We start from the raw sequence: 11,432 nt of genomic DNA, 5'->3' as shown, positions 1-11,432 counted from the left end.
GAGGAGCTGCCATGACGTCGACCAATGCGACGAGCGAACTGCACCGGATCCTGGGAGAGCGGCTGGAGGGCGGAGGCACCTGGGCCTGGGCGTACGCCGACGTCTCCGGCAACGTCGAGGATCCCCGACGGCAGGCCGCGTTGAAGCTCCGGGCAGTCGAGGAAGCGCTCCGGGCGCAGGGTGCCGGTGACGCCGTCGTCGAGCTGGTCGCGGCCGAGTTCGAGCAGGAGCCGGGTGTCCCGTCGCCCGTCGGCCGGTACGTCCTGGTGCACGACGACACGGTCGTGTTGAGCGAGGTCCTGCCCGGCTCACTGCACGGCCCCGAATCGGTCGGGGTCGGCGCTGTGCCGGACCTCGTGCCGCTCGTCGCGCACCGGCCTGTCGACCTGCCGTTCCTGGTGGTCCACGCCGGGAAGGAGGGCGGGGCGTTCCGCGCCTACCGCCTCGGGCACGCGCCGGTCGCAGAGGACACGACCGAGCAGCAGGTCCGGGGGCGGAACGACACCCTGCACTACGCGAAGGCCGGCACCGGGTGGAAGCAGCCGCACTGGCAGCAGCACACCGAGGAGATCTGGAAGCAGAACTCGTCCGAGACCGCGGCCGCCGTCGACGAGGCCGTGCGGACGATTCGCCCCGGGCTGGTCGTCGTCGCGGGTGACGTCACCGCCCGGGAGCTGCTGGTGAAGGCGCTGTCGACGGAGACCCGGACGCTCGTGTCGGTGTTCCCGGGCGACCCTCGTGCCGACACCGGGTCGAAGCAGGCCTTCGTCGAACACGTCGAGACCGCACTCGCCCGTGTCGTCGCCACCCGTCGCCACGACCTCGAGGACGCCCTGCGGACCCACGTCGGCCGCGGCGACAACCAGGTCGTGACTGGACTCGGGCCGGTCGTCGAGGCGCTCCAGCAGGCGCAGGGCGCCACGGTCGCGCTCGACGCCGTCGCCGTCGGGGACCGGACGCTGCTCGCCCTTGCGGGTGCACCCTGGGCGGCCACTGCGCCGGAGCAGGCTGCGGGTGTGCCGGTCATCGCAGCGGTCCCCGCCGTGTGCGCGCTCGTCCGTGCGTCGGTCCTGACGGACGCCGAGCTCGTGCTCGTCAACGCGGCGTCCCTGCCCGGAGGTGCCCCTGCGGCTGCGCTGCTCCGCTGGCCGGTCGGGCCCGTGGTCCCCGCGTGAGCCGGGGCGCGAGTTGACCAGGTCGAAACGGGCGTACCTGGTCGAAACGGGCGTACCTGGTCGGTTCTTCCGACCAGGTACGCCCGTTCCTGCAACCCATCGCACGTGTCCTGGGAAGGAACGAACGGGGGCGAACGGTCAGTCGTGCGACCGGTCGCGTCGGGGCACCAGCGGGACCGCCAACAGCGGGAGCACCGCCACGATGCCGAACGACGCCGCGAACCCGAGCGCACCGACCAGCGCGCCGATGCCCGGACCGACGGCGCTCGCCGCCATGAACTGCCCGGTGTTCTGCGCCCCGAGCGCACGCCCCGACCAGAACGGTCCCGCCGCCTCGGCGACCGACGTGTAGGCCAGCCCGTTGTCGGCGACCGTCACGCTCGTCGCGAGCACCAGGAACACCGCAGCCCCGGCCAGGTGCGTCGCGTCGACGACCGCGAGCACCGCCATCACCACCGCGGCGCTCACCGCGACGATCCGCAGGGGTCCGACGCGGGACCCGGCCCGGTCGCTCCAACTACCGACCAGGATCCGGCCGACCGCCCCGACGAACTGCGCGGCGCCGACGAGCAGCCCGGCCGCGGGTGTCGACCAGCCGAGGCCCACGAGCCAGACGAGCCCGTACGTCGACAGGGTGAACTGCGGCACCACGAGCAGGACCGACACCGCGTGCACCCGCCACAGGAAGCCGCTCGACCGGTAGGGGTTCGCGGTCGCCGTCGTCGCCACCGTGGCCCGGGCAGGGCGTGGCGGGTCGGTGATCCCGATCGCGCAGCAGACGGCGAGCACCGCGCACAGCACGATCGGCAGGACCAGCGCCGCACGGATCCCGGAGCCCTCGGCGAGCTGCGGCACCGTGACCGCCGCGAGCGTCACCCCGAGCGGCTGCGACATCTGCCGGATGCCCATCGCGAGTCCCCGGCGCTCCTTCGGGAACCACCCCACCACGACCCGGCCGCTCGCGGCGTTCGTCGAGGCACTCGTCATGCCGCCGGCCAGGAACGCCAACCCGAGCAGCACCGGGTCGCCCGCGGCCAGCCAGGCGGCGACCACGGCCAGCGTGGTGAGCACGAGCCCGCCGGCGATGACGACGCGCTCGCCGAACCGGTCGGTGATCGCGCCCCAGGCGATGAGCGTCAGGACCATGCCGAAGGTCGGGGCGGCGGCGAGGACCCCGGCGACCGGCAGGGAGGTGCCGCGGCTGAGCAGGTGGGGGATGAGGAGCGCCGGCGCGGACACGACGAGCGTCCCCGCCGCCTGGGCCGCGACCCCGAGGGCGAGCATCGTCCAGGCGCGGGCGGAGACCGGCGGCGTCGTGGTGGATCGCTGCGGGGCGTCGGTCGTGGGCATGGGTCGTGTCGGCCGTTCGTCGTCGTTCCATCGCGGAACAGATTGGTATACCAGAACGGTATACCATTCCCGCCGTCACGCCGCTAGGCTTGTCCGCCGTGACCGACACGACCGACGCCGCGCCCGTGTCGCAGACGGCCCAGCTCTACGACAACCTGCGCGCAGCCATCCTGACCCTCGACATCGCACCGGGGGAGCGCATCTCGGAGCGGGGGCTCGAGGCACGGTTCCACGCCTCGCGCACGCCGGTCCGCGCCGCACTGTCGCGGCTCGAGCGCGAGGGGCTCATCCTGCACGAGGGTCGTTCGTGGACGGTCACCCCGATCGACCTCGACGAGATCGCCTCGCTCGCCGAACTCCGCGGCATCCTCGAGCCCGCTGCCGTGCGGCTGGCCGTCCAGCGCGCCACCCCCGAACAGTTGGCGGAGGTCCGCGGGCACCTCGACGCGCTCCGGCCCACCCCCGACCAGCAGGCCGGCATCCGGATGGGGTCGACGTTCCACCTCGACCTCGCCGCGCTCGGTGGCAACCGGTTCGTCACCGACGCCATCGCCGACGCCCTGACGCGGCTCGAGCGCACGCGTTGGATCGAGGTCCGCACACCCGAGGCGCGCGACGCCGCGTGGGACGAGCACAGCGCCATCATCGACGCCGTCCGCGACGGTGACGCCGACCGCGCAGCGGAACTCGTGGCCGCCCACGTCGCCGGTACGAACGACCGGCTGCTCAGCTGGATCGCGCAGGAGCGCCGACGCCTGCGCGGGGCGGGCATGACGATCGTGGGCGCGACCGAGGGCTGAGTGTCCGCGGACGTGAGTGGTCTGCGGGCGCCTGCCCGGGCCTCCTGGCCGTGTCCGGGGGGAGGCCGGGCGCGAGCCGCTAGCGCAGGTCCGTCGTCTCCTGCGGCGCGTCGAGATCGTCGAACGTGCGGATCGAATCCGTGCGTTCGAGCAGCGCGTCGCGCACCTCGGCCTCGTCGTGGCTCGCGCGGAGTGCGAGCTTGCTCCCGGAACGTGTCGACTGTGACATGTCGTGTCCTTCCCCTGCGTGTGGGCAACCTGATCGGTGCGGGCACGCGGCCCGCTGGTGCGCTTCCTCACGGGACGTACTGAGGTCGGAACAGTGTCGCGCGACCCCCGCTGTCCCGCAAGCGTTTCCGGCACCGTGTGGAGAACTCCCGGGACACGGCATGCCTAGGATGGTCCGGCCGCACAGCGCGAGGCGCGGCACCAGCGGACGTCGAAGGGGAGGCACGGGTTGGCCGACCAGCGCACCGCACCTCCCACGGTCTACGACGTCGCGTCTGCAGCCGGCGTCTCCATCGCCACCGTCTCGCGCGTGCTCCGCACGCCCGACGCCGTCCGCGAGGGCACCCGGGACCGCGTGCAGGCGGCGATCCGGAGCCTCGGGTACGTCCCGTCCGGCAATGCCCGGGCCCTCGCCGGCAAGCGCACCGGCGTCGTCGGACTGCTGCTGCCCGGGTTCGACGTGGTGCCCGACGAGCGGCCGGACCTGGTCACCGACGGCGGCGTCCGCGTGGTCGACGACCGGCGGCACGTGACGCAGCCGTTCTCGTCCAACCTGTACTTCGACGAGGTCCTGCGCGGGGCCGAGACCGAGGCCTGGCAGCGGGGGCTCGCGCTCATGGTCGCCGCCGGGCGGGGGTCGTCGCGCGACGTCATCGTGAACGACGTCGCCGGCCGGGTCGACGGGCTGGCTGTGCTGGCACAGACCGTGCCCGACGACCTGCTCGAGCACGTCGCCCGCCGCATCCCCGTCGTGGTGCTCGCCGACGATCGGCGCTCACACGGGTTCGACTCGGTGAGCGTGGACAACGCCGCGGGCATGCGGACCCTGGCGTCGCACGTGATCGGGCGCCTGGGGATCCGGTCCCTCGCGTACGTCGCGGGGCCCATCGACTCGCCCGACGACATGGAGCGCTCGGCGGGGTTCCGCGCGGCGCTGGCCGACCACGGGGTGCCGGGCTCGACGGTGCGCACCGTGCACGGCGACTTCGGGCGGGCTCGGGCGCGGGAGCTCGCGGTGTCGCTGCTGGCGGACGACGTCCCACGCGCCGTCGTCTGCTCGAACGACCAGTCCGCGCTCGGGGTGCTCGACGCCGCCGCTGCTCGGGGGCTCCGCGTGCCCGAGGACCTCGTCGTGACCGGCTTCGACGGCATCGACGCCGGTCGGTTCTCGTCGCCGCGCCTGACGACCGTGCACCAGCCGATGGGGGCGCTCGGCCGTGCTGCCGTCCTGGCGATCGTGGACCGGCTGGAGCGCCGCGAGGGGCCGCCGCGCGCCGTGCGCCTGCCCGTCGAGGTGCTGCTGCGCGAGAGCTGCCCGCCCGCGCTGTAGGCGTGCGGCAGCTCGCACCGTGCGAGGGGCGTGTGGTGCGGGCTTCCGTGTTCGGTGCGAGCCTCGCGACCTCGCACCACGGACGGAACCTCGCACCACGCGCGACGCACCTCGCACGGTGCCGCCCCGCGAAACAACACCCGCGCTTGCACGCCGCGATGTAAGCGCATACATTGAGCACGTACCGACTCGACATGGAGGTCGACCGAGCAATGACGCTTCCCCCACAGCGCACGCGCGGCACGCGTGACCCAGGCCCCCGCCGCCGAGGCCGCCTCGTCGCGGCCATCGCCGGCCTCGCCGCAGTGGCCCTCGTGGCCACCGGCTGCAGCATCCAGGTCCGTTCCGAACCCGATCCCACCATCGGCAAGGACACGATGCTCATCAACGCGGACCGCGGCAACCCGCTGTTCGACCGCAACTTCAACCCGTACATCACCAACGCCCGGACAGCCTCCAAGTGGATGTACGAGCCCCTCATCGAGGTGAACCCCCTCGACGGCAAGCGCAACCCGTGGCTCGCCAGCGCGTGGAGCCAGCCCGATGCGAAGACGATCGACATGACGATCCGCTCGGGTGTCGAGTGGTCAGACGGTTCGCCGTTCAGCGCGAAGGACGTCGTCTTCACCTTCGACCTGCTCAAGAAGTTCCCCGCCATGGACGTCAAGGGGGCCTGGCAGCACATCGAGCGCATCGAGCAGGACGGTGACCACGTCGTCTTCCACCTCAAGAGCGAGGACGTCCCGAGCCTGACGATCATCGGGCAGACGTACATCCTGGGCGAGGACCACTGGAGCGGCGTGAAGGACCCGACGACCTGGCGCGACCCGAACCCGGTCGGCACCGGTCCGTTCGTCCTCGGCAACTACACCGACCAGCAGTACTCGATGGACAAGAACCCGAAGTACTGGCAGGCCGACAAGATCGCCATCAAGCACCTCATCCTGCCGGCGACGAACACGCAGCTGGACACCGTCACCCGCGGCTACGACTGGGCGTACTCGTTCATCTCCGACGTCAAGGGCACCTGGGGCGCCGCGTCGAAGACGAACGAGTGGTGGTTCCCGGCCGGCGGTGTGATCGGCCTCATCCCGAACCTCACGAAGGCGCCGTTCAACGACGTCAACGTCCGCCGGGGCATCTCGCTCGCGCTCGACCGCGACGCCATCGCCGAGACCGCGTCCGAGGGCAACCTGTCGGCGGCGGGCCAGACCGGTCTGATCCTGCCGAACCAGGAGCGCTACCTCAACCCGGACATCCCCGACCAGGGCATGATCACCCAGGACCTCGAGGCCGCGAAGGCGAACTTCGCGAAGTCCGGGTACGTGGAACAGGGCGGGAAGCTCGTCAAGGACGGCAAGCAGCTTTCGATCACGATCACCACGGCCAACGGCTACTCCGACTGGCTCCGCGCGGCGCAGGAGGTCCGCAAGAACCTCGCCGCGATCGGCGTCGACGTGACGATCAGCGCACCACAGCCCGCCGGGTACCAGCAGTCGATCAACAACGGCGAGTTCGACATGGCGATGGGCGGCATGGGCAACGGTGACGTCTACCAGGCGTTCAACTCCCTGCTCAGCAGCGAGTTCTACCAGCCGGTCGGCAAGTCGACCGTCAACAACTACGAGCGCTACAAGAACGCCGACACCCAGAAGCTGCTCGACGAGTACAAGGCGACGACGGACACCGCGAAGCAGCAGGAGATCCTCGACCAGCTGCAGCAGACCGTCTACGACGAGCTCCCCGTCATCGGCATGTACTACGGCGGACTCTGGGGCCTGTTCAACACCGGCAAGTTCGTCGGCTGGCCGAGTGCGAAGGACCCCTACATGGCACCGCAGAACTACGACTCCGCACCGCTGCTCATCTTCACGAAGCTCCGGCTGCGCGACAGCGCCGCGGGCAAGCAGATCCTGCAGGAGCAAAAGGCTGCGCAGCAGGAGGACCAGAAGTGAAGTACATCCTCCAGAAACTCGTCCTCTTCGTCCTGACCCTCTGGGCCGCGGTCACGCTGAACTTCCTGCTTCCGCGTCTCATGCCGGGCAGCCCGTCGGACGCCGCACTCGCGAAGCTCAGCCAGAACGGTCCGGTCACCGACGCCACCAAGAAGGCCATCGAGGCCCAGCTCGGGGTGCCGACCGGCAACCTCTGGGACCAGTACGTCAGCTACCTGCACCAGGTCATCACCCTCGACTTCGGCACGAGCTACACGTTCTACCCGCAGCCCGTCGGTGACCTCGTGTCGAAGGCCCTGCCGTACACACTGATCCTGGTCGGGGTCGTCACGATCCTGGCGTTCGTCCTCGGCACCCTGATCGGTGTCGCGGCGGCGTGGAAGCGTGGCACCTGGCTCGACTCGCTGCCCACGCTGTCGGGCAGCTTCATGTCGACGTTCCCCTACTTCTGGACCGCCCTGCTGCTGCTGTTCTTCCTCGGCTACGTGCTGCACTGGTTCCCGACCACGGGCGCCTACTCGGCGACGACGACGCCCGGGCTCAACGGCGCCTTCTTCGGCGACGCACTGCAGCACGCGGTGCTGCCGGCGGTCACGATCCTGGTGACGAGCCTCGGCGGCTGGATCATCGGCATGCGCAACGCGATGATCAACACCCTCGGTGACGACTACGTGACCTTCGCCGAGGCCAACGGCCTGCGCGGACGCACCGTGGCCATCCGCTACGCGGCCCGCAACGCGATCCTGCCGAACCTGACCGGCTTCGGTCTGGCGCTCGGTGGCGTGGTCGGCGGTTCCGTCCTGGTCGAGCAGGTCTTCGGCTACCCGGGCATCGGCTACCTGCTGTTCAACGCCGTGATCGGGCAGGACTACCCGCTCATGCAGGCCCTCTTCCTGATGATCACCGTGTCGGTGCTCATCGCCAACTTCATCGTGGACGTCATGTACGGCGTCCTGGACCCGAGGACGCGTCGATGACCAACAACGCAACCATCGCCGTGCGAACGCAAGACACGGAAGAACAAGCAGCGCCGTCCAAGTGGCGCGCCGCCGCCCGCCAGTTCGGCGTCGTCTGGTCGAACAAGAAGGCCCGGATCGGCATCATCATCCTCGGCGTCTTCGTGTTCGTGGCGGTCTTCGCCCCGCTCCTGGCCCCGTACGGCGCCAGCCAGAACGGCTTCGCCCGGTCCGCCGACGCGACGCCCGACCACTGGATGGGCACCACCGCCGCCGGCGAGGACGTCCTGTCCCAGATCATCTACGGCGCCCGCATCTCGGTCATGGTCGGCGCGGTCGCGGGCATCCTGTCCACGCTCGTCGCCGTCGCGATCGGCCTCAGCTGGGGCTACGTCCGCGGCTGGATCGCCGAGGTCATCGGGTTCATCGTGAACCTGTTCCTCGTCATCCCGGGTCTGCCACTGATGATCGTCATCGCCGCCTACCTGCAGAACGGCGGCATCGCGGTGATCATCGCGGTCATCGTCGTGACCGGTTGGGCGTGGGGCGCTCGCGTGCTCCGCTCGCAGACGCAGTCGCTGCGCGGTCGGGACTTCGTCACCGCCGCCCAGTTCTCCGGTGATGGCGCGACCCGCATCGTGTTCCGCGAGATCCTGCCGAACATGACGAGCCTCATCGTCGGCAGCTTCTTCGGGGCCGCCACCAGCGCCATCCTCGCCGAGGCGGGCCTCGAGTTCCTCGGACTCGGCGACTCGTCGATCGTCAGCTGGGGCACGATCCTGTACTGGGCGCAGAACTCGAACGCGCTCCTCACCGGGCAGTGGATCCTGCTCTTCGCGCCGGGTCTCTGCATCGCGCTCCTCGCGATGAGCCTCACCCTGATCAACTTCGGCGTCGACGCCGTGTCCAACCCGCGGCTGCGCGACGGCGCACGGCCCCGTAAGGAGAAGCGCGCATGAGCGGCTTGCCAGAAACGCACCCGGCAGACGGCCTGGAGGCGCCCACCGGCGCCGCCACGGGCCTCCAGTCCGACGGTGGTGCCGTCCAGGGCGACGCCTCCGTCCTGCTCGACGTCCGCGACCTGTCGGTCGTCTACGAATCGGCCGGCCAGAGCGCCGTCCAGGCCGTCGACCACGTGTCGTTCCAGCTGCAGAAGGGCGAGTTCGTCGGCCTGGTCGGCGAGTCCGGTTCCGGCAAGTCGACCCTCGGCTACGCGCTGACGCGGCTGCAGAAGCCGCCGGCGCGCACGAACGGCGGCAGCATCGTCTTCGCGGGCAAGGACATCCGCGACCTCGACGACGAAGCCCTGCGCCAGCAGCGGCAGGGCGGCTTCGCCATGGTGCTGCAGTCCGGCATGAACGCGCTCAACCCGGTGCGCACCATCCGGAACCACTTCATCGACGTCTTCAAGGCGCACGGCCACGTGTCGCGCGACCGCTGGGACGCCCGGATGAAGGAGCTCATCGAGAAGGTGAAGCTGCCGACCTCGATGCTCGCCCGGTTCCCCGGGGAGCTTTCCGGCGGCATGCGGCAGCGCGTCTCCATCGCCCTGGCGCTCTCGCTCGAGCCGCAGCTCATGGTGTTCGACGAGCCGACGACGGCGCTCGACGTCCTCGTGCAGCACGCCGTGATGGACACCATCATCGAGCTGCAGCGCACCGAGGGCTTCACGGCGATCCTGATCAGCCACGACCTCGGCATCGTCCTCGAGGCCACCGAGCGCGTCCTCGTCATGCACGAGGGCCGGATCGTCGAGGACGGCGGCTCCCGCGAGATCCTCCGCGACCCGCAGGACGAGTACACGCAGATGCTCCTGTCGCACTACGCCGACCCCCGCGCCGAGGTGGTGTCGTTGCCGGGCTTCCCGGACCGCTCGCTCCGAGCCGAAGCCGGCGAGAAGCGGCAGGAGACGACCTCGTCGTTCAGCACCGTCGGGTCCCGCGAGCGCAGTGCCGCCCGCAACCCGATCGTCGTCGACCACATCGTGAAGACCTACCCGGCTCCCCGCCGCGGTGAGCAGCCGGTGCAGGCCGTGCGCGACGTGTCGTTCACCCTGGAGCCCGGGCAGTCGCTCGCCCTGGTCGGCCAGTCCGGTTCGGGCAAGTCGACCATCGCGAAGCTGCTCACCGGCGTCGAGAAGCCGACCACCGGCACCGTCCGGTTCGGGGACCTCGACGTCGCCCGCCTCGGCAAGCGCGGCCTGCGGGACCTGCGCTCCGAGGTCCAGATGGTGTTCCAGGACCCGTACTCGGCGCTCAACCCGCTGCACACCGTCGAGTACACGCTGTCCCGGCCGATCGCGAACTACACCGGGCTGACCGGCCGCGACGCCCGGCGCCGGGTGCTCGAGCTGCTCGAGACGGTGGGGCTCACCCCCGTCGAGCAGTTCGCCCAGAAGCTCCCGCACCAGCTCTCCGGCGGGCAGCGGCAGCGCGTGGTGATCGCCCGGGCGCTCGCGAGCGACCCACAGGTGATCATCGCCGACGAGCCAGTGTCGATGCTCGACGTGACGCTGCGCGCCGGTGTGCTCGCGCTGCTCGAGGACCTCCGCGAGCAGTGGGGCGTCTCGCTCCTCTACATCACGCACGACCTGCTGAGTGCGCGGCTCATCACGGACGACATCATGGTGCTCCACGAGGGCGCCGTGGTCGAGCGGGGTCACACGGCCCAGGTGCTGCAGGACCCGCAGGACCCGTACACGATCGCCCTCCTCGATGCTGTTCCCAACCCGCGGAGGACCCTGCGCGCATGACGAACCTGCACGACTTCCCGACGGTCCCGCCGTTCGGGCACCTGCCCACCCCGGACGGCGTCGACGTCGTCGGGATCGACGTCCCGGTCGGGCGACTCACGGCCTACCGGATCGTGCCCGAGGGGGTGTCGAAGGGCACCGTGCTCATCGTCCCCGGCTACACCGGCTCGAAGGAGGACTGGCGGACCTTCCTGCCCGTCCTCCGCGACGCGGGGTGGACCGCGGTCGCGATCAGCCGGCGCGGTCAGGCCGACTCGGCCGCACCGACCGAACCCCGCGACTACTCCCTCGACGAAGAAGCGGCCGACGTCGTCCGGGTCGCGCGCCTGCTCGACGACGGCGCCCCCGTGCACCTGGTCGGGCACTCGCTCGGCGGTGTCATCGTCCGGGCCGCCGCGCTCCAGGACCCGACGGCGTTCCGCGACGTCGTGCAGTTCTGCTCCGGGCCGCACGGATGGCCGTACCGCAAGGTCGCCGAGCTGACGATCCTGCACGACACCGGCGGGAACCTCCGGCAGCTGTTCGACTCGACGAACCCGCTCTGGGCCTACCGGCCCGACGACGAGCTTCCCGACGACGTCCGGATGGTGCGCGACCGCTTCGACGCGACGAGCCCGCTCAGCGTCGTCGCCGGTGGCCACATCCTCGAGGACCACACCGACGCCTCCGACGCCCTGCGCGCCACCGGCCTGCCGGTCCTCGTCGCCCACGGCGAGTGGGACAACGCCTGGCCGATCCCGTGGCAGCGGGCGATGGCCGAGCAGACCGGCGCCGAGTACGTCGTCATCCCCGCGAGCTACCACGGTCCCCAGGTCGAGAACCCGCTCGGGACGGTCGCCGTCTTCGACGCATTCCTGAGCCAGCACTGACTCGAACACGCACTGAA

General features: G+C 70.7%; 10 protein-coding genes. 8 read left to right on the top strand and 2 right to left on the bottom strand.

Annotation, left to right across the window (positions count from 1 at the left end; translation table 11 throughout):
* Positions 1-11 precede the first annotated feature (11 nt).
* Positions 12-1,175 (top strand): baeRF2 domain-containing protein, encoded by a 1,164-nt coding sequence (locus BR70_RS19305; RefSeq protein WP_051596586.1) that lies wholly within the window; start codon positions 12-14, stop codon positions 1,173-1,175.
* A gap of 138 nt (positions 1,176-1,313) precedes the next feature.
* Here BR70_RS19305 and BR70_RS0103295 read toward each other — a convergent pair whose 3' ends face one another.
* Positions 1,314-2,525 carry an MFS transporter gene (locus tag BR70_RS0103295; RefSeq protein ID WP_027464911.1) on the bottom strand — a complete coding sequence of 404 codons (1,212 nt, stop codon included), beginning with the start codon at positions 2,523-2,525 and terminating at the stop codon, positions 1,314-1,316.
* A gap of 98 nt (positions 2,526-2,623) precedes the next feature.
* Between BR70_RS0103295 and BR70_RS0103290 the strand changes: the two genes are divergently transcribed.
* Entirely contained in the window at positions 2,624-3,325 is a 702-nt protein-coding gene (locus BR70_RS0103290) for a GntR family transcriptional regulator (RefSeq protein ID WP_231495634.1), read from the top strand.
* Positions 3,326-3,404: 79 nt separating this feature from the next.
* Here the strand turns inward: BR70_RS0103290 and BR70_RS23085 are convergent, their stop codons facing one another.
* Positions 3,405-3,554 carry a hypothetical protein gene (locus BR70_RS23085; protein WP_155896754.1) on the bottom strand — a complete coding sequence of 50 codons (150 nt, stop codon included), beginning with the start codon at positions 3,552-3,554 and terminating at the stop codon, positions 3,405-3,407.
* Between the two features lie 228 nt (positions 3,555-3,782).
* Between BR70_RS23085 and BR70_RS0103280 the strand changes: the two genes are divergently transcribed.
* From BR70_RS0103280 to BR70_RS19300, 6 genes are all read left to right on the top strand, one after another.
* Positions 3,783-4,883 carry a LacI family DNA-binding transcriptional regulator gene (locus tag BR70_RS0103280; RefSeq protein ID WP_027464909.1) on the top strand — a complete coding sequence of 367 codons (1,101 nt, stop codon included), beginning with the start codon at positions 3,783-3,785 and terminating at the stop codon, positions 4,881-4,883.
* 212 nt (positions 4,884-5,095) lie between these two features.
* Entirely contained in the window at positions 5,096-6,838 is a 1,743-nt protein-coding gene (locus BR70_RS0103275) for an ABC transporter substrate-binding protein (protein ID WP_231495633.1), read from the top strand.
* Positions 6,835-7,815 carry an ABC transporter permease gene (locus BR70_RS0103270; RefSeq protein WP_027464907.1) on the top strand — a complete coding sequence of 327 codons (981 nt, stop codon included), beginning with the start codon at positions 6,835-6,837 and terminating at the stop codon, positions 7,813-7,815. Before BR70_RS0103275 ends, BR70_RS0103270 begins: the two co-directional genes overlap by 4 nt.
* The gene (locus tag BR70_RS0103265) at positions 7,812-8,753 is read left to right on the top strand and encodes an ABC transporter permease (protein ID WP_027464906.1); all 942 of its coding nucleotides are present in this window, start codon (positions 7,812-7,814) and stop codon (positions 8,751-8,753) included. Before BR70_RS0103270 ends, BR70_RS0103265 begins: the two co-directional genes overlap by 4 nt.
* Positions 8,750-10,546 (top strand): ABC transporter ATP-binding protein, encoded by a 1,797-nt coding sequence (locus tag BR70_RS0103260; protein ID WP_027464905.1) that lies wholly within the window; start codon positions 8,750-8,752, stop codon positions 10,544-10,546. The genes BR70_RS0103265 and BR70_RS0103260 overlap by 4 nt, the downstream gene beginning before the upstream one ends.
* Positions 10,543-11,415, top strand: a complete 873-nt coding sequence (locus BR70_RS19300; RefSeq protein ID WP_051596585.1) for an alpha/beta fold hydrolase — start codon at positions 10,543-10,545, stop codon at positions 11,413-11,415. The genes BR70_RS0103260 and BR70_RS19300 overlap by 4 nt, the downstream gene beginning before the upstream one ends.
* Positions 11,416-11,432: the final 17 nt, after the last annotated feature.

Source organism: Curtobacterium sp. UNCCL17 (assembly GCF_000686685.1).
GTDB classification, from domain to species: Bacteria; Actinomycetota; Actinomycetes; order Actinomycetales; family Microbacteriaceae; genus Curtobacterium; species Curtobacterium flaccumfaciens.
This window is presented reverse-complemented; position numbering and strand designations above follow the sequence as displayed.

Bases quoted from the DNA above. Each gene is read 5' to 3' on its own strand.
- BR70_RS0103265 (WP_027464906.1), top strand. From the start codon at position 7,812: ATGACCAACAACGCAACCATCGCCGTGCGAACGCAAGACACGGAAGAA.
- BR70_RS23085 (WP_155896754.1), bottom strand. From the start codon at position 3,554: ATGTCACAGTCGACACGTTCCGGGAGCAAGCTCGCACTCCGCGCGAGC.
- BR70_RS0103275 (WP_231495633.1), top strand. From the start codon at position 5,096: ATGACGCTTCCCCCACAGCGCACGCGCGGCACGCGTGACCCAGGCCCC.
- BR70_RS19305 (WP_051596586.1), top strand. From the start codon at position 12: ATGACGTCGACCAATGCGACGAGCGAACTGCACCGGATCCTGGGAGAG.
- BR70_RS0103260 (WP_027464905.1), top strand. From the start codon at position 8,750: ATGAGCGGCTTGCCAGAAACGCACCCGGCAGACGGCCTGGAGGCGCCC.
- BR70_RS0103295 (WP_027464911.1), bottom strand. From the start codon at position 2,525: ATGCCCACGACCGACGCCCCGCAGCGATCCACCACGACGCCGCCGGTC.
- BR70_RS19300 (WP_051596585.1), top strand. From the start codon at position 10,543: ATGACGAACCTGCACGACTTCCCGACGGTCCCGCCGTTCGGGCACCTG.